Below are 23,964 nucleotides of genomic sequence, written 5' to 3'. Positions count from 1 at the left end.
CGGGTTGTGTGCCGAGCGGATCGGTACGCCGACGAGGTTGCGCTACCCGAAACGATTCGGGCGATAGTCACACCGCACTTCTGGGTATGCGTTTCGAGGATGGTGCTCGGATCACGGTTTCGGCCCGCCTCGATTTCGGACCGACGGAGCGGGGGAGCGAAGCGGAGGAGCGGAGGAGGGAAAAATCGAGGCCCAGGGGGCCGAAACCCCGCCGGAGCGAAGCGGAGGCCACAGGCAGAGTGACGGTGTTCATGGGAGCGGGGAGGGCAACACGCTAGGTTCTTCGGTGTGGGGACGGACGCGGCATTGGGAGAAGACATGAGTGCATCGGCTGTGAGCGATGAAAGCACCGTGGTTGCCGGGGTCGATCTCGGCGATCCCGAGCTCGCGGCGACCGTGCGCAACGGGCTCGACGAGGTGGAGAAGCTGCTGGTCAGCGAGCTCTCCGATGGGGAGGACTTCCTGCTGGAAGCCGCGCTGCACCTGGCGCGCGCCGGCGGTAAGCGGTTCCGGCCGCTGTTCACCATCCTCACCGGCCAGCTCGGCCCGCGCCCGACCGACCCCGATCTGATCACCGCCGGCACGGTGGTGGAACTGGTGCATCTGGCCACGCTCTACCACGACGACGTGATGGACGAGGCGTCCATGCGCCGCGGCGCCCCCAGTGTGAACTCCCGATGGGGCAACAGCATCGCCATCCTTTCCGGCGACTACCTCTTCGCACACGCCTCTCGGCTGGTGTCCACCCTCGGCCCGGACGCGGTGCGCATCATCGCCGAAACCTTCGCCGAACTGGTCACCGGTCAGATGCGGGAAACCTTGGGCGCCAAGAAATCTCAGGATCCGGTCGAACACTATCTGCGGGTGGTGTGGGAGAAGACCGGCTCGCTGATCGCCGCGTCGGGGCGCTTCGGCGGCACCTTCTCCGGCGCGAGCCTCGACGACGTCGAGCGGCTGGCACGCCTGGGCGACGCCGTCGGCACCGCCTTCCAGATCTCCGACGACATCATCGACATCTCCTCGGTATCCGAGCAGTCCGGTAAGACGCCCGGCACCGACCTGCGCGAGGGTGTGCACACCCTGCCGGTGCTGTACGCGCTGCGCGACGAGGGCGCCGAGGGTGACCGGCTGCGCACGCTGCTGGCCCGGCCGCTGGAATCCGACGACGAGGTCGCCGAGGCGCTGGAACTGCTCTCGCGCTCGCGCGGCATGGTCCTGGCCAAGCAGAAGCTGCAGGGCTACGCCGATATCGCGCACGCCGAGCTCTCGGCCCTGCCGCAGGGCCCGGCCAACGACGCGCTGGAACGCCTGGTCCGATACACCATCGAGCGGGTCGGCTGAGCCCGCCGTCGCGGCGGTCGACGGGGTGCCCGGACAGCCGGTTCGCGCTGGTGTGATCGATATCGCAGCGCCGAGAGCCGGACCGCGGGCGGAACCCGAGTTCGCCGCCGATCGTTGATCCGACATGCATGGTTACGCGAACGGTTTGAAGACCTTCGGGCTCATGGTGGGCCTGTCGGCACTGATCGTGTTCGCAGGTGCGATGTTCCGCAACCCCACGATTCTGATCATCGCCATCCTGCTGGCCGTGGGCATGAACGCCTACGCCTATTTCAGCAGCGACAAGCTGGCCCTGCGGGCCATGCACGCGCAGCCGGTATCCGAACTCGAAGCGCCCGTCATGTACAAGATCGTGCGCGAGCTGGCCACCACCGCGCGCCAGCCCATGCCGCGGCTGTACATCAGCCCGACGAACGCGCCCAACGCGTTCGCCACCGGTCGCAACCCGCGCCATGCGGCGGTGTGCTGTACCAGCGGCATCCTGCAGCTCCTCGACGAACGGGAACTGCGCGCGGTGCTCGGTCACGAACTGTCGCACGTCTACAACCGCGACATCCTGATCTCCTCGGTGGCCGGTGCCCTCGCCGCGGTCATCTCCGGCCTCGCCAACCTGGCCTTCTTCGCGAGCATGTTCGGCGGCGGCAGCCGCGACGGTGAAGGCCCGAACATCCTCGGCGTGTTGTTGGTCTCACTGCTGGGCCCGATCGCCGCCACCCTGATCAAACTCGCCGTCTCCCGCTCCCGCGAGTACCAGGCCGACCAGGACGGCGCCGAACTCACCGGCGACCCGCTGGCCCTGGCCTCGGCGCTGCGCAAACTCGAACGCGGCACCCAGGTCGCGCCGCTGCCGCCCGAGCCGCAGCTGACCGCGCAGTCACACCTGATGATCGCCAACCCCTTCCGGGCGGGCGACAAGATGGCGCGCTGGTTCTCCACCCACCCGCCCATGGGCGAACGCATCCAGCGCCTCGAGCACATGGCCGGCGGGCCCCGCAGGTACTAGCGGTAGTTGACGAACTGCAGGGCCACGTCCAGGTCCGCGCCCTTCAGCAGGGCGATGACGGCCTGCAGATCGTCGCGCTTCTTACCGCTGACCCGCAGTTCGTCGCCCTGGATCTGCGCCTTCACGCCCTTGGGGCCCTCGTCGCGGATCTTCTTGGCGATCTTCTTCGCGTTCTCCGGGGAGATGCCCTGGACCAGGGTGCCGGTGATCTTGTAGGTCTTGCCGGAGGCCGCCGGCTCGCCCGCGTCGAAGGCCTTCAGCGAGATGTCGCGGCGAATCAGCTTCTCCTTGAACACCTCCAGCGCCGCCTTCACCCGTTCCTCGGATTCGGCCGACAGTACGATCTTCTCTTCACCCGACCACTCGATGCTCGCACCCGTGCCGCGGAAGTCGTAGCGGGTGTTGAGCTCCTTGGCCGCCTGGTTGAGGGCGTTGTCGACCTCCTGCCGGTCGACCTTGCTGACGACATCGAATGACGAATCGGCCACGCTGCGCTCCTGTCTGACGGCTCACATTTCACCCGGAACTCCGGTAGGGAACTTTCTACCCCGGCCGCCGTGCAGCGGTCACGGCACCCCTGCTGGCCAGCCGGTTTGCATCCGGGCGCCCTGGTCGTTGTATTCTGCTCTGCGCGCTGGCAACAGCGCGAAAGGCGGATTGCCCGAGTGGCCAAAGGGAGCTGACTGTAAATCAGCCGCGCAAGCTTCGGAGGTTCGAATCCTTCATCCGCCACCCTCTCAGGGCCCTCCCTATCGGGGAGGGCCCTCTTCTTGTTCGAGGGTGATGTGTGGGGGCCCGGCCCCCACACCCCCACGCCGGAGGGGCTTCGCCCCCCGGACCCCCCTTCCAGCCGGTGGCGTTTCTCGTGTCGGTTGAGTTCCCGAGCGTTCGTCGCAGAAAATATGGCTCTTACCAGCTGGTTTGGTAACTTCGCCGGGGAGTGTGTAACCTCGTTCAAGGCTTCAGCGCCCCGGGTTCGAGGATTCGAGTTCGGAGCGAATGCAGCCATGCCCCCTTAGCTCAGTCGGCAGAGCGTTTCCATGGTAAGGAAAAGGTCAACGGTTCGATTCCGTTAGGGGGCTCGCCGGATTGCCGGTGGTGACCGACTCGGCACTCCACATAGAGCCGAACCTGGTTCCGCCCGCATTGCCGCGCATATGGCGGTGTAGCTCAGGCGGTAGAGCAAACGACTCATAATCGTTGTGTCGCCGGTTCGAGTCCGGCCATCGCTACCCATACTGATTGACCCTCTAGGTTGACCGGAAAGAAGGCATAATCGTGGCCGCGAAGTCCACCGATGTCCGGCCAAAGATCACCTTGGCCTGCGAGCAGTGCAAGCATCGCAACTACATCACCAAGAAGAACCGGCGCAACGACCCGGATCGTCTGGAGCTGAAGAAGTTCTGCCCGAACTGCGGCACCCACCGGGCGCACCGCGAATCTCGCTAGATCTCATCGCGTGCACGCTGCCGCGCGCGAAGTCGGCGCCCGGATTCAGGGAGGTCTGTCGATGACCTTCCCGGATATTCGTGGACCGCGCCGACCCATGCAGCACTCCATGCCGGAGCAGGTTTCCCGACCCGCTCCGGCATTTGCTGTACATGCGGTAGTTTCACGCTCCGCAGACTCCCGGTAGCGGAGTCAGATAGGGACCTACTTTCCGTGACAATCAACACCGGAACCGATGCCGTGGACGCGCAGACCGCCGACAGTGAACCGTTCGACCCCTCGGCCCACGCTGCCGCCATGGTCGGGCACCACTACCGCGTCGACGACTACTACGAGGTCGGGCGCGAGAAGGTGCGCGAGTACGCACGCGCGGTGCAGGACTACCACCCCGTGCACTGGGACGAGAGCGTCGCCCGCGACTACGGCCACGACGGCCTGCTCGCACCGGTGACATTCATCTCCCTGGTCGGGATCCTGGCTCAGCGCAAGCTGTTCGAGCAGGTCGTCACGGGTTACGACCTGAGCCAGATCATGCAGACCGACCAGATCCTGGAATTCCATCGTCCGATCCGGGTCGGCGACCAGCTCACCTGCGACGTCTACCTGCACTCGTTCCGGCAGGCCTTCGGCGGCGACATCATCGTCACCAAGAACATCGTCACGGCGCAGAACGACGAGCTGGTGCTCACCACCTACACGACCTTGGTCGGCCGTAGCGGCGGTGACGTCGATCCCAATATCGCCGACGCGGTCCGCAACATCCTCATGCACGGCATGGGCGAGGCGCCCGACCGTCCCACCGCCGAGCCGCCCATCACCGCGCCCCCGGTGCCGGTGACCACCGTTCCCGAGGTCACCGTCAGCAGCCACACGCGCTCGTTCGACAGCGTGGCCGTCGGCGACGAGCTGCCGACTCGCGTCGTCCGGCTCACCCGGGGCGATCTGGTGAACTACGCCGGCGTCTCCGGTGACGCTAACCCGATCCACTGGAGCGACGAGGTCGTGGCACTCGCCGGCCTGGACAACGTGGTGGCGCACGGCATGCTGACCATGGGCCTGGGCGGCGGATTCGTCACCTCCTGGCTCGGTGATCCGGGCGCGGTGAAGGAATACAACGTGCGGTTCACCAGCCCCGTCTACGTGCCCAGCGATCATCCGGCCGAGGTCGAATACACCGGCAAGGTGAAGTCGGTGGATCCGGAGAACCGCACCGCCGTGATCGCGATCGTCGCCAAATCCGGCGGCCGGAAGATCTTCGGACGTGCGACCGCGACGGTGCAGCTGGCATGATGGTCGGCGGGCCGGTAAGCCGCTTCGCGGTGGCGGACGGCCCGATTGGCTATCCGCCGGGGCGGTAACGTACACTCGGATTTCTGGGGTCGCCAGCCACTGCGCGCTGCTCTGAGGGGCTGGTTCCGGGCGGGTGACCGCCGGGGCCGGCACACCGGCGGAGCGGCGCGCGTGTTGTGTGGCCCCGGGTTGGCACAACTGAATAAGCACCGTGCTGGATGACATTGCGATTCCAGCCGAAGGGGCGTAGCTCAATTGGCAGAGCAGCGGTCTCCAAAACCGCAGGTTGCAGGTTCAAGTCCTGTCGCCCCTGCACTGGATGCCAGCGACGAGAGAGGGTTCACGTGAGCGACGAGCGGGACATTCGCCACGGCGCGCATGCCGCCGATGACGAAGACACCGCTGCGGTCAGCCGGCCGAGTGGTAAGCGGTCGACTCGCCGGGCTCGCGCCGGATCCTCCTCGGACACCGGCTCCGTCGCCACGATCGACCGTGGTGACAGCTCGGATTCGGCATCGCGTAAGGCGTCCAAGTCGGCGGGGAAGAAGAAGACCGCCGAACGCGGTCGGGGCAATCCCTTCAAGCGTCTGGTGAAGTTCCTGCGGGAAGTCATCGCGGAACTGCGCAAGGTGATCTGGCCCAACCGCAAGCAGATGGTCACCTATACAAGCGTTGTCCTGGTGTTCGTGATCTTCATGGTCGCGTTCATCAGCGGGTTGGACCTGGCGTTCATCAAGGGTGTCAACTGGCTGTTCGGCTAGCTGACCGGGTGCGTCAGGAGCGGAGCCTGCGGAGCGACCCATGGGCGCTGCTAGCCGTCCGCCACGCGAGGACGGAAACCATCCGCCGGATTCACCGCCGGCGTAGTGGATGTACGTGACGACACAGGAAGCGAGTGCCCAGTGAGCACCCCGGAGAACGGCACAACCGACGAGTTCCCGGTCGACGACGAGGCGGCGGAGACGGCCGTCGACGAGGCGACCGTCTCGGACGGTACCGAGGCGTCCTCCGGCGAAGTCGAGGGCGACACCGATACCGACGAGACCGAGACCGACGCATCCGCGGAGCCCGCGGCACCGGAAGAGCCTGCCGACCCCGTCGCCGAGATGAAGGCCGCGCTGCGTCGCGCCCCCGGTGACTGGTACGTCATCCACTCCTACGCCGGTTACGAGAACAAGGTGAAGACCAACCTCGAGACACGCGTGCAGAACCTGGGCCTCGAGGACTACATCTTCCAGGTCGAGGTGCCGACCGAGCAGGTCACCGAGATCAAGAACGGCCAGCGCAAGAACGTGCAGCGCAAGGTGCTGCCCGGTTACATCCTGGTCCGGATGGATCTCAACGACGAATCGTGGGGCGCGGTCCGCAACACCCCCGGCGTCACCGGATTCGTCGGCGCCACCTCCCGTCCGTCGCCGCTGACGATCAACGACGTGGTCAAGTTCCTGGTCCCGGCCGAGCAGCAGCAGAAGAAGCCGGCCGCCGCCGCGGCGGGTGCCGCCGCGTCCACGTCGGAGACCGTCACCGAGGCCGCGGCCAAGCCGGCCATCGAGGTCGACTTCGAGGTCGGCGAGTCGGTCACCGTCATGGACGGCCCGTTCGCGACGCTGCCGGCCAGCATCTCCGAGGTCAACGCCGAACAGCAGAAGCTGAAGGTGCTGGTGTCGATCTTCGGTCGCGAGACCCCGGTCGAACTCGCCTTCACGCAGGTCGCGAAGATCTAAGACTTCCGGGGTTCCGCCCCCGGGACAGGCTTACGGAAGTCCGTAAGGAACCTAAACCAAGGAAAGAAAGATGCCCCCCAAGAAGAAGAAGGTCGCCGGGCTCATCAAGCTCCAGATCCAGGCCGGCGCGGCCAACCCGGCCCCGCCGGTGGGTCCCGCGCTGGGTCAGCACGGCGTCAACATCATGGAGTTCTGCAAGGCGTACAACGCCGCGACCGAGTCGCAGCGCGGCAACGTCATCCCGGTCGAGATCACGGTCTACGAAGACCGCTCGTTCGACTTCAAGCTGAAGACTCCGCCCGCCGCCAAGCTGCTGCTGAAGGCCGCCGGTGTGCAGAAGGGCTCCGCCGAGCCGCACCGCAACAAGGTCGCCACGGTCACCATGGACCAGATCCGTGAGATCGCCAAGACCAAGCAGGAAGATCTGAACGCCAACGACATCGATCAGGCGGCCAAGATCATCGCGGGTACCGCTCGCTCGATGGGTATCACCGTCGCCGACTGACGGTCCCCGTCTCCGCCGGTGACCGGCGGGATGTGCGTGGGAGGGACGGCCAGTCCCGACAACCACTTCTGACTTACGAACAGGACAGAGAATCATGGCAAAACGAAGCAAGGCTTATCTCGAGGCGGCCGCCAAGGTCGACCGCTCCCAGCTCTACACTCCGCTGTCGGCCACCCGGCTGGCGAAGGAGACCGCGACCACGAAGACCGACGCGACCGTCGAGGTCGCCGTCCGTCTGGGCGTCGACCCCCGCAAGGCCGACCAGATGGTCCGCGGCACCGTCAACCTGCCGCACGGCACCGGTAAGACCGCGCGCGTCATCGTGTTCGCGGCCGGCGAGAAGGCCGCCGAGGCCGAGGCCGCCGGTGCCGACGCCGTGGGCGCCGAGGATCTGATCGAGCGCATCCAGGGCGGCTGGCTGGACTTCGACGCCGCGATCGCCACCCCGGACCAGATGGCCAAGGTCGGCCGCATCGCGCGTGTGCTGGGCCCCCGCGGCCTGATGCCGAACCCGAAGACGGGCACGGTCACCACCGATGTGACCAAGGCCGTCAACGACATCAAGGGCGGCAAGATCAACTTCCGCGTCGACAAGCAGGCCAACCTGCACTTCGTGATCGGCAAGGCCTCCTTCGACGAGAAGAAGCTGGTCGAGAACTACGGCGCCGCGCTGGAGGAGATCCTGCGTGTGAAGCCGTCGACCGCCAAGGGGCGCTACGTCAAGAAGGTGACGATTTCGACGAACACCGGACCGGGCATCCCGGTGGACCCGAACCGCACCCGCAACCTCACCGAAGAGGACGCGTAAGCGTAGGTAGCTTTCGAATCCGAAGGGCCGGTAGGGATTTCCCCGCCGGCCCTTCGGCATTTCGGGAATTGCGGCGGAGTAGAGGCCCGCAGAAACAGCCGTTTTGGGTTTCAGCTGCTCATCCGCTATTCTGTACTGCGATCGCTGACCAGTTCGGCGATCACCCCCAATCGTTCTACCGAAGACCGTTGGTTGCTGCCGTCAGGCAGTCGAAGGTCCGGCGATATTGCCGGCGGCCCACGCAGGGAGAGCCGAGGTGAGGGACGACATATGAGCCGTGTGTTCATGTCGAGTTTCTTGTGCGCCCCGGGACCACTCTGCGTCCGGGGCGTTTGCTTTGTCGCCGGGTCGACGTAGCCTCCCCGGGCCCAGCCTCCGTGAGTCGGTAGTTCATCGCAGAACCGACCATCCAGAGAGGAGGCGAAGTATGGCGAAACCAGAGAAGGTCACCGCGGTCGCGGAGATCACCGAGCAGTTCAAGAGCGCTACGGCCACCGTGGTCACGGAATACCGTGGTCTGTCGGTCGGCAGCCTCACCCAGCTGCGTCGTGCGCTGGGCAGCAATGCCACCTACTCCGTCGCCAAGAACACCCTGGTCAAGCGTGCGGCCGCCGAGGCGGGCGTCGAAGGCCTGGATGACTTGTTCGTCGGTCCGACCGCGATCACCTTCATCACCGGTGAGCCGGTCGACGCCGCCAAGGCCCTCAAGACCTTCGCCAAGGACAACAAGGCGCTGGTCATCAAGGGTGGCTACATGGACGGCGCCCCGCTGTCGGTCTCCGAGGTCGAGCGCATCGCCGACCTGGAGTCGCGCGAGGTGCTGCTGGCCAAGCTGGCCGGCGCCATGAAGGGCAACCTGACCAAGGCGGCCGGCCTGTTCGCCGCGCCGGCCGGCCAGGTGGCTCGCCTGTTCGCCGCGCTCGAGGACAAGCAGCGCGCCGCGGGCGGTGCCGAGGCGGCTCCCGCCGCCGACGCCGAATAAGCCGACACGAACAAGTCGACAAACCAACTCTTATCTCCCCGCCGACGCGGGGATGAACTACCGAAAGGAAACACCATGGCCAACGTGGACGAGCTGCTCGAGACCATCGGCAACATGACCCTGCTGGAGCTCTCGGACTTCGTCAAGAAGTTCGAGGAGAAGTTCGAGGTCACCGCCGCCGCTCCGGTCGCGGTTGCCGCTGTCGCCGGTGGCGCTGCCGCCGGTGGCGCCGAGGCCGCCGAGGAGCAGGACGAGTTCGACGTCATCCTCGAGGGTGCCGGCGACAAGAAGATCCAGGTCATCAAGGTCGTGCGCGAGATCGTCTCCGGCCTGGGCCTGAAGGAAGCCAAGGACCTGGTCGAGGGTGCCCCGAAGCCGATCCTGGAGAAGGTCGCCAAGGACGCCGCCGACGCCGCCAAGGCCAAGCTGGAAGAGGCCGGCGCGAAGGTTTCCGTCAAGTAATTGCGGTAATCGAGTCCGGAAAAGAGCGGTCCCGTTGCGGGGCCGCTCTTTTCGCATTTTCGTGGTGAATGTTGTGGACCGCCGCGACCAGCTCATTACCGTCGACATTTCTACCGACCAGTCAGGTAGGGTGTCCTGCACCAGCGGCATGCGATACAGTGGCCGCACCCCAGTGTGACGCGTCACACCGCGCTGAAATACGGTGACGCGGCCATGGGCGCTCGTCAGAAGAAATATGGAGGTCGGCGTGGGCGTCGAAGTCAGGACCGAAGGTGTTACGAAATCTTTCGGGTCCCAGCGGATTTGGCAGGATGTCACTCTGACTCTGCCCACGGGGGAAGTCAGCGCTCTGCTCGGCCCCTCCGGTACCGGTAAGTCGGTGTTCCTGAAGTCGCTGATCGGTCTGCTGCGCCCCGAGCGCGGCTCGATCTACATCGACGGCACCGACATCACCACCTGCTCCAACAAGGAGCTCTACGAGATCCGCAAGTTGTTCGGCGTTCTGTTCCAGGACGGCGCGCTGTTCGGTTCGATGAACCTGTTCGACAACGTGGCCTTCCCGCTGCGCGAGCACACCAAGAAGAGCGAATCCGAGATCAAGCAGATCGTGATGGAGAAGCTCGAGCTGACCGGTCTGCTCGGCGCCGAAGGCAAACTGCCCGGTGAGATCTCCGGTGGTATGCGCAAGCGTGCCGGTCTGGCCCGCGCGCTGGTGCTGGACCCGCAGATCATCCTCGTCGACGAGCCGGACTCCGGCCTGGACCCGGTGCGTACGACCTATCTGTCGCAGCTGCTGATCGACATCAACGCGCAGATCGACGCGACGATTCTGATCGTTACCCACAACATCAACCTGGCTCGTAGCGTGCCCGACAACATCGGCATGCTCTTCCGCCGCCAGCTCGTCATGTTCGGTCCCCGCGAGGTGCTGCTGACGTCGGAGGAGCCGGTGGTGAAGCAGTTCCTCAACGGCCGCATGGTCGGTCCGATCGGTATGTCGGAGGAGAAGGACGAGGCCCAGATGGCGCGCGAGCAGGCGCTCGCCGACGCCGGCCACTACGACAACGGCACCGAGGAAATCGAGGGCATCATCCCGCAGATGAAGGCCACCCCGGGCATGCCCGTGCGCCAGGCCGTGGAACGCCGCCGCCGCCGCGTACTCGAGATCATGCACACCCTGCCGCATTCCGCGCAGGTGGCGATCCGTGAGTCGATGGAAGAGAACGGCGATACACAAGTCCTTCCGGCGTATACGGGTAACGGTCCGCAATATCAGGGCGGCACGTACGACACCACCGTGCGTCACGACACAACCAACGGGTAACATACGCAACCGTGAATCAACCCCTGGCACGGCTGCGCACTCCGGTCGAGTCGGGATTTGCGCAGGCCGGCAATATTTTTGCGCTGCTCATTTCCGTGGCACGCAACACCCTGCGCCGGCCTTTCCAATGGCGTGAGTTTATTGAGCAGTCGTGGTTCATCGCGAGTGTCTCGATCCTGCCCGCCGCACTGGTGGCAATCCCGTTCGGCGCCGTTGTGGCATTGCAGACCGGTTCACTTATCAAGCAGCTCGGTGCTGAATCGTTCACCGGCGCAACCAGTGTGCTGGCAACTGTGCAGCAGGCCGCGCCCGTTGTCACCGCGCTGATCATCGCCGGTGCCGCGGGTTCGGCCGTCGCTGCCGACCTCGGCTCCCGAACCATCCGCGAAGAGATCGACGCGATGGAGGTGCTCGGCATCGATCCGGTGCAGCGCCTCGTCGTGCCGCGCGTCCTCGGCATGATGCTGGTGGCGCTGTTGCTCAACGGCCTGGTCTCGGTGGTCGGCATCTGCGGCGGATATTTCTTCAATGTGTTGCTGCAGGGCGGAACTCCCGGCGCCTACCTGGCGTCGTTCTCCGCGCTGGCGCAGCTCCCGGACCTCTGGATCGGTGAATTCAAGGCACTCATCTTCGGACTGCTCGCGGGCGTGATCGCCGCATACAAAGGTTTGAATCCCAAGGGGGGACCGAAAGGTGTTGGTGACGCGGTGAATCAATCCGTGGTGATCACCTTCCTGGTGCTCTTCTTCGTCAATCTGCTTTTGACGTTGGTGTACCTGCAGGTTGTCCCGGCCAAGGGTTCGTGACGATGGTTGTTTCCCAGCGTTCTCCGATCTTTTCGAGGCGGATGCGCCGAGTAGGCGCTGCGCTCAAGTCGCCGGTGAACGTCATCGATCGCGCGGGCGATCAGATGTCGTTCTATTCCAAGGCGATCGCGTGGATTCCGCGCACGGTCGTGCACTACCGCAAGGAGGTCATGCGGCTGCTGGCCGAGGTGACCTTCGGCTCGGGTGCACTCGCGGTCATCGGCGGCACCATCGGCGTCGTGGTGATGATGTCGGCCTCGGTCGGTGTGGTCGTCGGCCTGCAGGGCTTCAAAGCGCTCGACGCCCTGGGTAGTTCGGTGCTCACCGGCTTCCTGACCGGCTACATCAATACTCGCGAATTGGCGCCGCTGGTCGCGGCATTGGCATTGTCGGCGACGGTTGGCTGTGGTTTCACCGCGCAATTGGGTGCGATGCGCATTTCCGAGGAAATCGACGCGCTCGAGGTGATGGCGGTACCCGGCGTTCCGTTCCTGGTGACCACACGCGTGATCGCCGGATTCGTCGCGGTCATTCCGCTCTACATCGTCGGCCTACTCGGCACGTTCATAGCGTCCAGGCAGATCAGCGTGTGGTTCAACGGGCAATCCACGGGATCGTACGACCACTATTTCGGTCTGTTCCTGCCACCCGAGGACGTGCTGTATTCGTTCGTGAAGGTGCTGGTGTTCGCCTTCGTGATCATCCTGATCCATTGCTATTACGGCTTCAACGCCACCGGCGGCCCGGCCGGCGTGGGCGTGGCCGTGGGCCGCGCGGTGCGTGCGTCGATCGTGCTGGTGAACATCCTCGACTTCTTCCTCAGCCTGGCGATCTGGGGTACGACGACAACAGTGCGGGTCGCGGGATGAGCGGACAGGGCCGCGGCGCGACCGACGGTTTGAGGGCGACGGCGTCCCGAAAGGTGGGAGCATGAGCGCGCGCAGTGTGCAATTCTGGCGCTCTACCGAGAAACTCCGCATCCGCACGCTGGGCATCGTGTTCTTCGTGGTGATGGCGCTGTTTCTCGGTACGACGATCGCGTCCTACAACAAGGTGTGGGTCAAGGTCGTCAAGGTGGATCTGATCACCGATACCGTCGGAAACGCGTTGACCCGCAACGCGGATGTGAAAGTCCGCGGGGTCAATGTCGGCGAGGTGCGGTCCAGTGAATCCGCGAACGGCAAGGTGACGCTGCACCTGGCGATCGATCCGGACAAGACCTCCAAGATCCCGTCCAATGTGACGGCCCGGCTGCTGCCGAAAACCCTGTTCGGTGAGCGTTATGTCGACCTGGTCTGGCCCGAGCAGCCCAGCCCGAAGCATCTGCAGGCGGGGATGACGCTGTACCAGGACGCCAGCGGCAACGCGATCGAGGTGAGCCAGCTGCTGGATTCGATCATGCCGCTGCTGCAGGCGATTCCGCCGCAGTATCTGGCCTCGACGCTGGGCGCGCTCTCGCAGGCGCTGGGCGGTCAGGGTGAGGAACTGGGCCACACCATCGATCGGCTCGACGACATCTTCCGCGATATCAACGGCGTGATGCCGCAGCTGCAGGACGACATCCACACCTTCGCGACGGTCGCCGACACCTATTCGGACGCGTTGCCGCAGCTGGTGGATGCCTTCGACAATCTGCGCACGCTGAACGCCACCATCGTGCAGAAGCGTTCACAGTTGGACACGCTGTACTCGGTCCTGACCCCGACCTCGTCGAAGACCGCCGATTTCCTGACGGCCAACCACGACAACATCATCGATGTCGCGGCCGATTCGCGTGAGGCGCTGGAACTGCTGGCGACCTACTCTCCCTCGTTCCCGTGCACGCTGAAGAATTTCGCGCAGCTGAAGCCGCGCATCGACAACCTCTTCGGCAAGGGCACCGATACTCCGGGTTCGCGGGTGACGATCGAGATCACCAATCCGCGCGGCCGCTATCTGCCCAACCAGGACGAGCCGCGCTGGCTGGACACGAACCGGCCGCCGGCGTGCTTCCCCGAATATCCGCTCGGGGTGGATCCCGGTCAGTATCCGACCGGGTCGGCCAACGACGGTTCCTATCAGCCGCCGACCCGGAATCCGGGTGACCAGAACATCGGTCAACTGCCGGCGGCACAGTTCTCGGTCTACGGCGCAGCGGGCGCCACGACCATGGGTTCGCCCGCCGAACAGCACACCCTGGGTGCGATCTACGGTGCGGCGAACGGGGTTTCGCCCGATCAGGTGCCCAGCTGGGTGAGCCGGATCGGCGCCCCCGCGATGCGTGGAAGTGAGGTGAGTGTGCGATGAAGGCAAAGTTGCGTGGTCTGGGCGGACCCCTGACCAAGCTGGGCATCTTCGTGCTCGTGACAGTGCTCGCGACCGCGTTCCTGGCGCTCACCATCGCCAACTATTCCGGCGGCGGCACCGAGTTCAAGGCGCGGTTCAGTGATGTGACGTCGCTGAACAAGGGCGACGAGGTGCGCATCGCCGGTGTGCGGGTCGGCAAGGTGACCAAGGTGTCGGTCGTCGACCGCAACATGGCCGAGGTTCACTTCCAGCTCACCGATCGGGACTGGCTGCCCGCCTCCACCACCGCGACCATCCGCTACCGCAACCTGGTGGGGCAGCGCTACATCGCGCTGGAACAGGGCGCCGGACAGCAGGGCCGCAAGATCACGAAGGGCGCCACGATTCCGCTGGAGCGGACCAAGCCCGCGCTGAACCTCACCACCCTGTTCAACGGTTTCCGGCCGCTGTTCCAGACGCTGTCGGCCGAGGACGTGAACAAGCTGTCCTACGAGATCATCCAGGTCTTCCAGGGTGAATCGGGCACGATCACCGATCTGGTGCGCAACACCGCGAGCCTGACTAACAAGATCGCCGACAAGGACGCGGTGATCGGCGAGATCGTCAAGAACCTCAACCAGGTGCTGGATGCGGTCAACGCCCGCGACGGACAGCTCAACGATCTGATCGTCAACACCGAGGCGCTGGTCAGCGGGCTCAACGCCGAACGCGGCACGATCGGCTCGGCGGTGCAGTCGCTGGGCAATCTCGCCTCGGCGACCGCCGATCTGCTGGTTCCCACTCGGCCGACCCTGCAGGGTTCGATCGCCGGTCTGAACCAGCTGACCGGGACCTTGAACGATCGCTCCGGCGAGGTGAACCAGGCACTGGAGAATCTGCCGATCAAGATGGAGAAACTGGGTCGGGCGGCCAGCTACGGCTCGTGGTTCCAGTTCTATCTCTGCGGTATCGATATCGTCGCCGGCCCCGGGGTGCAGGATGCGCCGCAATTGAACCTGCCGGCCCAGATGCCGACAGTGAATCAGCCGGTCTACACCAACCCGGCGCCGCGCTGTCACGGGAAGGGTGGCCGCTGATGGAAGACCGGGTTCTCTTCGGCAGGCGCAGCCCGGCGTTCATGGGCGGGCTCGGCCTGTTCATGGTGCTGCTGGTCGCGCTGTCGGCGTTCTTCTTGGACAAGCTGCCGATCATCGGCGCGAGCACCAGCTACACCGCGGAATTCTCCGAGGCGGCGGGACTGAAAAAGGGTAACGAGGTTCGCATCGCGGGCGTGAAGGTCGGCGATGTGTCCGACGTGCGCCTGGACGGCGACCGGGTGCTGGTCGACTTCCGGACCAAGGACGCGTGGATCGGCGATGCCACCACCGCGTCCATCCAGATCAAGACCCTGCTCGGGCAGAAGTATCTGGCGCTGGATCCCAAGGGTTCCCACCCGGCCGATCCGGGCAAGCGAATCCCGTTGTCGCGCACGGTTTCTCCGTACGACGTGGTCGAAGCCTTCAGCGACGCCGCCTCGAGTATCGAGAAGACCGACACCGCGCAGCTGGCCACCAGCTTCCGGGTGCTCTCGGATGCGTTCTCCGGCACCCCGCCGGAGATCCGCGGCTCGATCGACGGCGTCGCCCGGTTGTCGGAGACGCTGGCCAAGCGCGACGAAGAGCTCAAGCACCTGTTCAACGCGACCAACAAGACCACCAAGGTGCTCGCCGATCGCAACGAGCAGTTCGAGCGGTTGCTGGCCAACGGCGGTCAGCTGCTGGCCGAGTTGAACGTCCGCCAGCAGGCCATCTCGCAGCTGCTCAACGGAGCGAAAACCGTTGCCGCCGAATTGAGTGCGCTGGTGCACGACAACGAGCAGCAGATCGGTCCGGCGCTGACCAATCTGAAGAAGTCCATCGACATGCTCAACGACAATCAGCAGAACATCTCCAAGACGCTGAAGCTGGCGGCGCCGTTCTACGGCCTGTACGCCAACGTGCTGGGTAACGGGCGCTGGTTCGACGCGGTGATCGTCAACCTGATCCCGCCGGCGCTGCCGGAGATTCCGGGTAACCGCCCGCCGATCCGCACCCTGGGAGGCAACTGATGCAGGCTGCTCTCGGTAAGGGATCGCGCCGGGATCCGCTGACCGCGATCCGGGAATCCGGCCGCGGCACCAAGATCGCTCTCGCCCTCGGCACGGTCGCCGTGGTGGTCCTCGCCGGTGTGCTGTGGTGGGTGTTCAGCAGCTACAACACCACCAGGATCACCGCCTACTTCGACAAGTCGATCGGCATCTACGAGGGCTCCGAGGTGCGCATCCTCGGTGTCCCGGTGGGCAAGGTCGATTCGGTGACGCCGCAGGGTGATCAGGTGAAGGTCACCATGCACGTCGACCGGAAATACGACATTCCGGCCGACGCCAAGGCCGCTCAGATCACGCCGTCGGTGGTGTCGGACCGCTACATCCAGCTCACGCCCGTGTACAAGGGCGGGCCGAAGATGCCGCGCAACGCCACCATCCCGCGCGACCGCACGGCGACCCCGGTCGAGGTCGACCGGCTGTACAAGAGCATCCAGGAACTGTCGGATGCGTTGGGGCCCAACGGCGCCAACAAGGACGGCGCGGTGAACGAGCTGGTCCGCACCGGTGCGGCGAATCTGACCGGAAACGGCGACGCGCTGGCCAACAGCCTGACCCAGCTCTCGCACGCCGCCCGGTATCTGTCCGATGCCCGTGGTGACATCTTCGACACGATCAAGAATCTGCAGGTCTTCGTGCACACCCTGGCGGTCAACGACCAGCAGGTGCGCGAATTCAACACGCAGCTGGCGGATCTGGCCGGATTCCTTTCCGGTGAGCGGGAAAACCTCGGGCAGGCACTGAATCTGCTGTCGATCGCGCTCGGCGATGTCGCCCGGTTCATCGACAACAACCGGGATCTGGTGGCCGACAACGCCGACGCGCTGACCAAGCTGACCCAGACGCTGGCCGACCAGCGCCAGGATGTGGCGAACGCGCTGCCGGTGCTGCCGCTGGCGCTGAGCAACCTGATCAACATTCACAACGGTGAATCCGGCACGCTCGACATGCGCGCCAACTTCACCGATCTGCAGAACCCGTTCGGCGCCGTCTGCAAGATGCTCGACCTCGGCCAATTGCGGCCGGGCGACCCGAAATTCGATGCGATCAGCCGGCAGATGCGCCCGATTCTGGATCAGTGCAAGGTGATCACCGATCAGATCAAGGACGGTGTGCAGACGCCGTCGCTGGTGTTGCCGTTCGGCATCCTCAGCGGTGAGAACATCCAGAAGACCCCCGCTCCCGGCAGCGTTCCGGGCACCCCGTCGGACCGGCAGCCGCCGTCGCAGCAGGAAGGTGGCCAGCGATGACGCCCTTCGCATTCCGCAGGACGGCCCGCGGACTGGGTGCCGTCGCGGTGGTCGGCGTGACCGCGGTGCTGGTGGGTTCGTGCTCGTCGGACGGTATCTACAGCGTGCCGCTGCCCGGCGGCGCCGATGTGGGTGACCACCCGATGCATATCGACGTGCGCTTCGACGACGTGCTGGATCTGGTGCCGCAGTCGGCGGTCAAGGTCGAGGGTGTGCCGGTCGGGCGGGTGGAGTCCATCGACGTCGCCCCGGACGGCTGGACCGCCAGCGTGCACACGGTGGTCAACTCGTCGGTGAAGCTGCCCGCCAACGCGCACGCCGAGGTGCGGCAGTCCAATCTTCTCGGTGAGAAATTCATCGAACTGTCCGCGCCGAAGGACGAGGCCTCGCCCGATCGGTTGAAGGACGGCGCGGTCATCCCCGTCGACCGGACCCGGCACGCGGTCGAGATCGAACAGGTTCTCGGTGCGCTGTCGCTGCTGCTCAACGGCGGTGGTGTGGCGCAGCTGCAGCCCATCGTGGTGGAACTGAACAAGGCGCTGGCCGGCCGGGAGAACCGGGTGCGGTCGCTGCTGGATCAGGCCGACACCCTCATCGACGGCCTCAACCAGCAGGTTGCCGATATCCAGCACGCGCTCGACAGCCTGGGCACGTTGTCCAGCCGGGTGGGGCAGCAGTCCGATCAGATCGGCAAGATCCTCGACGAGCTGCCGGCCGGTATCAAGATTCTCGACGAGCAGCGGCCGCAGCTGATCGGCTTGCTGAAGCAGCTCGACCGGGTCGGTCAGGCGGGCGTCGACGTGCTGGACCGGTCCAAGGACAACTTGATCCGGGATCTGCAGGCGCTGCGGCCGACGCTGCAGGAGCTGGGCCGCTCGGCGCCCGATCTGGTGACCGCGTTCCCGCTCGTGCTGACCTATCCGTTCCCGGACGAGGCGATCAAATCGACCTTCGGCGGTTCGGTGAACACCTGGCTGTCGGTGGACACGCAGATCGGCGTCCTGATGTCGAATCTCGGTGTGGGCAAACCGGATCCGGTGTACATCCCGCCGAAGTACGGGCCGCCGGTGCCGGTGGATCCGACCAATCCGTATTACAACGGCAACGGCCCGCGGCCGGGCTGGCCGACGGTATCGCTGGTGCCGCTGCCGCCGACCGTGGTGGCGCCGGCCCCGGCCAAGCCGGGTGACCCGATCGGGTCGATTCTGGATCAGTTGGGAGTGAAGCCGCGATGAGTAGATTGGTGCGCTACCAGCTGGTCGCCTTCGCGGTGATCGCCGTGCTCGGCGTGGTGTTCGTCGGCGCGAAGTACATCCACCTCGACCACATGCTCGGCTTCGGCCAGTATCAGGTGAAGGTGAAGGCGAAGACCACCGCCAACCTGTCCAAGGGCGCCGAGGTGACCTATCGCGGTGTGCCGGTCGGGCGGGTGGACTCGCTCGATGTCACCCCCGACGGCGTGATGATCTATCTGGAGCTGGATTCCGGGAAGCCGAAGGTCCCGGCCAGCGCCAAGGCCGTGATCGCCAACCGCTCGGCGATCGGTGAGCAGTACATGGATCTGGTGCCGGATACGGCGAAGGGTCCCTACCTGCGCGAGGGTTCGGTCATCGACGGCGCCGAGACCCCGATTCCGGTCGAGGATCTGCTCGCCAGCGTCAACCACTTCTCGAGCACGACGGATCTGACGGCGTTGAGCACGACCGTCACCGAACTCGGTAAGGCCTTCGACGGACAGGGCGACAACCTGCGCATCCTCGTCGATTCGCTGAACAAGTTCTCCCAGACGGGAATCGGGGCGCTGCCGCAGACCGTGCAGCTGATTCGGGACGCTCAGACCGTACTCGGCACCCAAGCCGATCAGTCTCCGGCGATCCGGACCTTCAGCGACGGCCTGGATCGGCTCGCGGTGCAGCTGCGGGCCAACGATCCCGATATCCGGCGGTTGATCGGCACAGGCGCCGACGCCGGCGACCAGATCGGCAAGCTGCTCGATCAGAGCGCGCAGCCGCTGACCACGGATCTGTCGAATCTGCGACTGCTGCTGCAGGCGGTGTCGCCGCAGACCTACACGCTGAAGCCGCTGCTGCAGATGCTGCCGCTGCTGTCGGTCGGTGGTTCGGCGACCGCGCCCGGCGACGGTACGACCCACTTCGGCCTGGTGCTGGAAACCAACAATCCACCGGCCTGTACCGTCGGGTACGAGGGAACTCAGCGCATTCTCGACCAGATGAAGGCGCAGAACCCCAATTTCGACGACACCCGTGACGATTTCCCGTTCAACACGGACGCGAAATGCACGGTGCCGTTCGGAAGTCCGACCGACGTCCGCGGCGGCGCGCGTGCGCAGTACGCCGATCCGAATGTCCCGCAGCCGTGGGATTCCAAGCCCAAGACCGATCCAGACAAGCTCAACCTGAGCCCCGTCGCCATCCAGCTGGCCACTCTCATCGGAGTGACCCCGAAGCGGTGAGGCGGGCACGGAGGCAAGTCCGGAAAACCGACGACGCTAGGGTGTCGCTGTGAGTTCTGATCTGCCCAACCCCTCCTCGCAACCTGCGGTGGAGCCGCCGGACGATGCCGAAAAGGCGGTAGCTGATCCGTCGCCGGCCGCCGCCCGGCCCGGCTCCTCGACGCTGCGCACGGTCGTGACCTCCGTCGCGGCGGTGTGGCTGGTGGCGGCGCTGGTGCTGGCGGCCTGGTTCGGCGCCGGCTGGGTGCGCGCGATGTGGTTCACCGACGGTCCGCGCGCCGATGCGCGCGATACCGCGCTGGATGCGGCCCGGCAGGCGGCGATCAACCTCACCTCGATGAATCCCAGCGATGTCGAGGGGTCGATCACCACCATGCGGTCCTCGATGACCGGCGACATGCTGACCCAGCTCAACGAGAACCACGACCGCATCAAGGATGCCGCCGAGAAGTCGAAGACCAAGATCGACAGCAAGGTGCTGGGCGCGGCGCTGAGCTCGCTGGACAGTGAGCGCGACAAGGCCTCGGCGATCGTGGTGCTGAAACTCACGCAGACCGCGCCCAACGTTCCGGTGCAGTCCTTCCGGGCCACCTGGACGCTGGATATGAAGAAGGACGGCGACACCTGGAAGGCCGAGCAGGCCAATTCGCTCGGCCAGCTGGTGTCGCTGGACACCCCCGGTCCCGCCGGGGCGGCACAGCCGCCCGCGAACGGAAACGCCGCGCCGGCGCCGGCGCCGGCGAATCCGTCCGAGGCGCCCGCCCCCCAGCCGGGATCGTAGGAGAGGTACACCGATGGCATCCCGTCCGCCGATCAACAAGGTTTCCCCCCGGCTCACGCCCGGCGATCGCTCGTCCGACGCCGCCGATCGCACGATCCGGCGTCGCGGCTCGGCCGATCGCGCCGCATCCGGCGGCAAGTCCGCCAAGCCCGCCGGTAAGTCCGCGAAAACCAAATCACGCACCAAGACCGTGCGCGCGGGTGCCGCGGGCACTCGTCCGGCCCCGACGGTGGCGTCGCGCCGGCCCCGGAAGTTGCTGCGCCCCGGTCGGCTGCCGCGTCCCGCGTTGGCCACCTGGGGTCTGGCCGCGGGACTGATCGTGGCGAGCCTGTTGCTGACGGCGTTCGCCGTCGTCGCGGCGCTCGAGCCGGGGGTGGACAACGGTAACAAGGCCTTCGTCGACACCAAGGCCACCCAGGAAGTGACCGCGGCGGCCGACAACGCGCTCAAAACGGTCTATTCCTACGACGTGAAGACCGTCGGCGGCTACAAGGACGCCGTGCACAAGGTCGTCACCGGCAAGATGCGCGGCGATTTCGACAAGTTCGCCGATACGACGATCTCCGCGATTCAGCAGGCGCAGTCGACCGCGCAAGCCACTCCCGATCCGATCGGTGTGACTTTGCTCACCGATGACCGGGCGGAACTGCTGGTGAATCTGACGGTGAGCGCGACCAAGAACGGCGCTCCGCAGGAGAGCGCGTCGGGTCCGATCGTGTTGCACATGCAGAAGGTGGACGGTCGCTGGCTGGCGAGCGAGATCGCCGACCGTTGAGTGGCGCAGACGGATTCGGAAGTATGTTCGAGCCCGTCACCTGCGGAATCTTCCCAGCTCAGCGGCGGATATTCGCCCGCGTGACGGTGTGATTCGCCAGCGCCACAGGGGATCTCGCAGTTATCGAGGTGGTCTCGCCACTTGACGACTTACGTCCGAACCGTCACGCTATTCACAACAGCGGCAGCTGTGACAGGGTCGAGTACCCAGGTCGAGGCGCCGCCGGAGACTCGAACGCAGCCAGCGTAAGCGGGTCCGGCGCGCCGAACATCCGGAACTCGGTTCGGATGGTACTTTGACACCCCTTCTTCGTGGGTGTAGGTTTGGACTTTGCGCTGGCTGCCTCCTGTCCACTCCTTGATCGCATCACGAAAGTTCCACCGTTGAGGTGTTACTTCCGTTGTTTGCTGTTCGGGTTTTGTCCGGGTTGTAACCAGCAGAACTCGTAGCAGACAAGCGACGGTCGCTTGGTGTCTTGTACGTACAGGCACCGGGCGACGCGCGTGAGGTGCTGGAAGGACGCATCTTGGCAGTCTCCACCCAGACCAAGGCCGGTATTCCCGGAGCCCCGAAGCGGGTGTCTTTCGCGAAGATTCGTGAGCCCTTGGAGGTTCCGGACCTTCTCGATCTACAAACCGAATCGTTCGCGTGGCTGGTCGGTGCCCCCGATTGGCGTGAGCGGGCCATCGCCCGGGGCGACGCCAGCCCGGTCGGTGGGCTGGAGGAGGTGCTCGAGGAGCTCTCGCCGATCGAGGACTTCTCCGGTTCGATGTCCCTGTCCTTCTCCGATCCACGCTTCGAAGAGGTCAAGGCCTCGATCGATGAGTGCAAGGACAAGGACATGACCTACGCGGCGCCGTTGTTCGTCACCGCGGAGTTCATCAACAACAACACCGGTGAGATCAAGTCGCAGACGGTCTTCATGGGTGATTTCCCGATGATGACCGACAAGGGCACGTTCATCATCAACGGCACCGAGCGCGTGGTCGTGTCGCAGCTCGTGCGTTCGCCGGGTGTGTACTTCGACGAGTCCATCGACAAGGGCACCGAGAAGACGCTGCACAGCGTCCGTGTCATCCCGTCGCGCGGTGCGTGGCTGGAATTCGATGTCGACAAGCGCGACACCGTCGGTGTGCGTATCGACCGCAAGCGTCGTCAGCCGGTCACCGTGCTGCTGAAGGCGCTGGGCATGACTACCGAGGAGATCACCGAGCGTTTCGGTTTCTCCGAGATCATGCTGTCGACCCTGGAGAAGGACAACACCGCCGGCCAGGACGAGGCGCTGCTCGACATCTACCGCAAGCTGCGTCCGGGCGAGCCGCCGACCAAGGAGTCCGCGCAGACCCTGCTGGAGAACCTGTTCTTCAAGGAGAAGCGCTACGACCTGGCTCGCGTCGGCCGCTACAAGGTCAACAAGAAGCTGGGCGTCAACACCGGTGAGCCGGTGGTCGGTTCGACGCTGACCCGCGAGGACATCGTCGCCACCATCGAGTACCTGGTGCGCCTGCACCAGGGCGACAAGCTGATGACCGTGCCCGGCGGCGTCGAGGTTCCCGTCGAAATCGACGACATCGACCACTTCGGCAACCGTCGTCTGCGAACCGTCGGCGAGCTGATCCAGAACCAGCTGCGCGTCGGCCTCTCGCGTATGGAGCGCGTCGTGCGTGAGCGCATGACCACCCAGGACGTCGAGGCCATCACCCCGCAGACCCTGATCAACATCCGCCCGATCACGGCGGCGATCCGGGAGTTCTTCGGCACCTCGCAGCTGTCGCAGTTCATGGACCAGAACAACCCGCTCTCGGGTCTGACCCACAAGCGTCGTCTGTCGGCGCTGGGCCCGGGTGGTCTGTCTCGTGAGCGCGCCGGCCTGGAAGTGCGCGACGTGCACCCCTCGCACTACGGCCGCATGTGCCCGATCGAGACCCCGGAAGGCCCGAACATCGGCCTGATCGGTTCGCTGTCGGTCTACGCGCGGGTCAATCCGTTCGGCTTCATCGAGACCCCCTACCGCAAGGTGGAGAACGGCCGGGTCACCGACGAGGTCAAGTACCTGACCGCCGACGAGGAGGACCGGCACGTCCGGGCCCAGGCGAACTCGCCCGTCGACGCCGACGGCAACTTCCTCGAGGAGCGCGTGCTCGCTCGCCGCGGTAACGAGGAGATGGAATTCGTCTCCCCGGCCGAGGTCGACTACATGGATGTCTCCCCGCGCCAGATGGTGTCGGTCGCGACCGCGATGATTCCGTTCCTCGAGCACGACGACGCCAACCGCGCCCTGATGGGTGCGAACATGCAGCGTCAGGCCGTGCCGCTGATCCGTTCCGAGTCGCCGCTGGTCGGCACCGGTATGGAGTTGCGTGCCGCGGTGGACGCCGGCGACGTGGTCGTCAACGAGAAGCCGGGTGTGGTGGAAGAGGTTTCGGCCGACTACATCACCGTCATGCACGACGACGGCACTCGTAAGAGCTACCGGATGCGGAAGTTCGCCCGCTCCAATCAGGGCACCTGCGCCAACCAGCGTCCGATCGTGGACGAGGGCCAGCGGGTCGAGCACGGCCAGGTTCTGGCCGACGGCCCGTG

Annotated in this window: 23 protein-coding genes and 4 tRNA genes; 26 read left to right on the top strand and 1 reads right to left on the bottom strand. The window is 65.4% G+C overall.

What is annotated here, in order from left to right; genetic code table 11:
• Positions 1 to 318 precede the first annotated feature (318 nt).
• Both NE2_RS15610 and htpX read left to right on the top strand, forming a co-directional pair.
• On the top strand, positions 319 to 1,341 hold the full coding sequence (locus NE2_RS15610; RefSeq protein ID WP_030516270.1) for a polyprenyl synthetase family protein: 1,023 nt from the start codon (positions 319 to 321) through the stop codon (positions 1,339 to 1,341).
• Between the two features lie 124 nt (positions 1,342 to 1,465).
• Positions 1,466 to 2,344, top strand: a complete 879-nt coding sequence (gene htpX / locus NE2_RS15605; RefSeq protein ID WP_063026802.1) for a zinc metalloprotease HtpX — start codon at positions 1,466 to 1,468, stop codon at positions 2,342 to 2,344.
• On the opposite strand, the gene NE2_RS15600 is transcribed toward htpX, so the two are convergent.
• Positions 2,341 to 2,832 carry a YajQ family cyclic di-GMP-binding protein gene (locus NE2_RS15600; RefSeq protein WP_030516272.1) on the bottom strand — a complete coding sequence of 164 codons (492 nt, stop codon included), beginning with the start codon at positions 2,830 to 2,832 and terminating at the stop codon, positions 2,341 to 2,343. The genes htpX and NE2_RS15600 overlap by 4 nt on opposite strands.
• A gap of 163 nt (positions 2,833 to 2,995) precedes the next feature.
• On the opposite strand from NE2_RS15600, the gene NE2_RS15595 reads away from it, so the two are divergent.
• The 24 genes from NE2_RS15595 to rpoB all read left to right on the top strand — a co-directional run.
• Positions 2,996 to 3,076, top strand: a tRNA-Tyr gene (locus NE2_RS15595).
• Positions 3,077 to 3,353: 277 nt separating this feature from the next.
• Positions 3,354 to 3,426, top strand: a tRNA-Thr gene (locus NE2_RS15590).
• 77 nt (positions 3,427 to 3,503) lie between these two features.
• Positions 3,504 to 3,576, top strand: a tRNA-Met gene (locus NE2_RS15585).
• Between the two features lie 46 nt (positions 3,577 to 3,622).
• Positions 3,623 to 3,793, top strand: coding sequence for a 50S ribosomal protein L33 (rpmG, locus tag NE2_RS15580; RefSeq protein WP_011211653.1), 171 nt, complete (start codon positions 3,623 to 3,625; stop codon positions 3,791 to 3,793).
• Positions 3,794 to 4,012: 219 nt separating this feature from the next.
• Complete coding sequence (locus tag NE2_RS15575; protein WP_063026853.1) at positions 4,013 to 5,083, top strand: fused (3R)-hydroxyacyl-ACP dehydratase subunits HadA/HadB; 1,071 nt, start codon at positions 4,013 to 4,015, stop codon at positions 5,081 to 5,083.
• A gap of 240 nt (positions 5,084 to 5,323) precedes the next feature.
• Positions 5,324 to 5,396, top strand: a tRNA-Trp gene (locus NE2_RS15570).
• Positions 5,397 to 5,427: 31 nt separating this feature from the next.
• Positions 5,428 to 5,844 carry a preprotein translocase subunit SecE gene (gene secE / locus NE2_RS15565; RefSeq protein ID WP_063026801.1) on the top strand — a complete coding sequence of 139 codons (417 nt, stop codon included), beginning with the start codon at positions 5,428 to 5,430 and terminating at the stop codon, positions 5,842 to 5,844.
• A gap of 141 nt (positions 5,845 to 5,985) precedes the next feature.
• Positions 5,986 to 6,807 carry a transcription termination/antitermination protein NusG gene (gene nusG, locus NE2_RS15560; protein ID WP_063026799.1) on the top strand — a complete coding sequence of 274 codons (822 nt, stop codon included), beginning with the start codon at positions 5,986 to 5,988 and terminating at the stop codon, positions 6,805 to 6,807.
• A 70-nt stretch (positions 6,808 to 6,877) separates the two neighbouring features.
• On the top strand, positions 6,878 to 7,312 hold the full coding sequence (gene rplK, locus NE2_RS15555; RefSeq protein WP_062967390.1) for a 50S ribosomal protein L11: 435 nt from the start codon (positions 6,878 to 6,880) through the stop codon (positions 7,310 to 7,312).
• Positions 7,313 to 7,406: 94 nt separating this feature from the next.
• A complete protein-coding gene (gene rplA, locus NE2_RS15550) occupies positions 7,407 to 8,120 on the top strand; it encodes a 50S ribosomal protein L1 (RefSeq protein ID WP_030516277.1) in 714 nt (237 codons plus the stop codon).
• Between the two features lie 427 nt (positions 8,121 to 8,547).
• Positions 8,548 to 9,102, top strand: coding sequence for a 50S ribosomal protein L10 (rplJ, locus tag NE2_RS15545; RefSeq protein ID WP_030516278.1), 555 nt, complete (start codon positions 8,548 to 8,550; stop codon positions 9,100 to 9,102).
• A 75-nt stretch (positions 9,103 to 9,177) separates the two neighbouring features.
• Positions 9,178 to 9,564 (top strand): 50S ribosomal protein L7/L12, encoded by a 387-nt coding sequence (gene rplL, locus NE2_RS15540; protein WP_063002280.1) that lies wholly within the window; start codon positions 9,178 to 9,180, stop codon positions 9,562 to 9,564.
• A gap of 235 nt (positions 9,565 to 9,799) precedes the next feature.
• Positions 9,800 to 10,888, top strand: coding sequence for an ABC transporter ATP-binding protein (locus NE2_RS15535; protein WP_063015378.1), 1,089 nt, complete (start codon positions 9,800 to 9,802; stop codon positions 10,886 to 10,888).
• Between the two features lie 11 nt (positions 10,889 to 10,899).
• Positions 10,900 to 11,694, top strand: coding sequence for an MlaE family ABC transporter permease (locus NE2_RS15530; protein WP_051025193.1), 795 nt, complete (start codon positions 10,900 to 10,902; stop codon positions 11,692 to 11,694).
• A gap of 41 nt (positions 11,695 to 11,735) precedes the next feature.
• Positions 11,736 to 12,563, top strand: a complete 828-nt coding sequence (locus NE2_RS15525) for an MlaE family ABC transporter permease (protein WP_086006975.1) — start codon at positions 11,736 to 11,738, stop codon at positions 12,561 to 12,563.
• Between the two features lie 61 nt (positions 12,564 to 12,624).
• A complete protein-coding gene (locus NE2_RS15520) occupies positions 12,625 to 13,980 on the top strand; it encodes an MCE family protein (RefSeq protein WP_063026797.1) in 1,356 nt (451 codons plus the stop codon).
• Positions 13,977 to 15,056, top strand: coding sequence for an MCE family protein (locus tag NE2_RS15515; protein WP_174553943.1), 1,080 nt, complete (start codon positions 13,977 to 13,979; stop codon positions 15,054 to 15,056). Before NE2_RS15520 ends, NE2_RS15515 begins: the two co-directional genes overlap by 4 nt.
• Positions 15,056 to 16,066 carry an MCE family protein gene (locus NE2_RS15510; RefSeq protein WP_063026795.1) on the top strand — a complete coding sequence of 337 codons (1,011 nt, stop codon included), beginning with the start codon at positions 15,056 to 15,058 and terminating at the stop codon, positions 16,064 to 16,066. The genes NE2_RS15515 and NE2_RS15510 overlap by 1 nt, the downstream gene beginning before the upstream one ends.
• A complete protein-coding gene (locus tag NE2_RS15505) occupies positions 16,066 to 17,352 on the top strand; it encodes an MCE family protein (RefSeq protein ID WP_084494073.1) in 1,287 nt (428 codons plus the stop codon). The genes NE2_RS15510 and NE2_RS15505 overlap by 1 nt, the downstream gene beginning before the upstream one ends.
• Entirely contained in the window at positions 17,349 to 18,587 is a 1,239-nt protein-coding gene (locus tag NE2_RS15500) for an MCE family protein (protein ID WP_084494072.1), read from the top strand. Before NE2_RS15505 ends, NE2_RS15500 begins: the two co-directional genes overlap by 4 nt.
• On the top strand, positions 18,584 to 19,825 hold the full coding sequence (locus NE2_RS15495; RefSeq protein WP_063026794.1) for an MCE family protein: 1,242 nt from the start codon (positions 18,584 to 18,586) through the stop codon (positions 19,823 to 19,825). The genes NE2_RS15500 and NE2_RS15495 overlap by 4 nt, the downstream gene beginning before the upstream one ends.
• A 49-nt stretch (positions 19,826 to 19,874) precedes the next feature.
• Positions 19,875 to 20,606, top strand: coding sequence for a hypothetical protein (locus NE2_RS15490; RefSeq protein WP_084494071.1), 732 nt, complete (start codon positions 19,875 to 19,877; stop codon positions 20,604 to 20,606).
• A 13-nt stretch (positions 20,607 to 20,619) separates the two neighbouring features.
• Positions 20,620 to 21,381 carry a hypothetical protein gene (locus tag NE2_RS15485; protein ID WP_063026790.1) on the top strand — a complete coding sequence of 254 codons (762 nt, stop codon included), beginning with the start codon at positions 20,620 to 20,622 and terminating at the stop codon, positions 21,379 to 21,381.
• Between the two features lie 508 nt (positions 21,382 to 21,889).
• A partial coding sequence (gene rpoB / locus NE2_RS15480; RefSeq protein ID WP_084494079.1) for a DNA-directed RNA polymerase subunit beta occupies positions 21,890 to 23,964 on the top strand: 2,075 nt, incomplete at its 3' end.

The sequence above is a fragment of the Nocardia elegans NBRC 108235 genome (assembly GCF_001612845.1).
Classification (GTDB): domain Bacteria; phylum Actinomycetota; class Actinomycetes; order Mycobacteriales; family Mycobacteriaceae; genus Nocardia; species Nocardia nova.
This window is presented reverse-complemented; position numbering and strand designations above follow the sequence as displayed.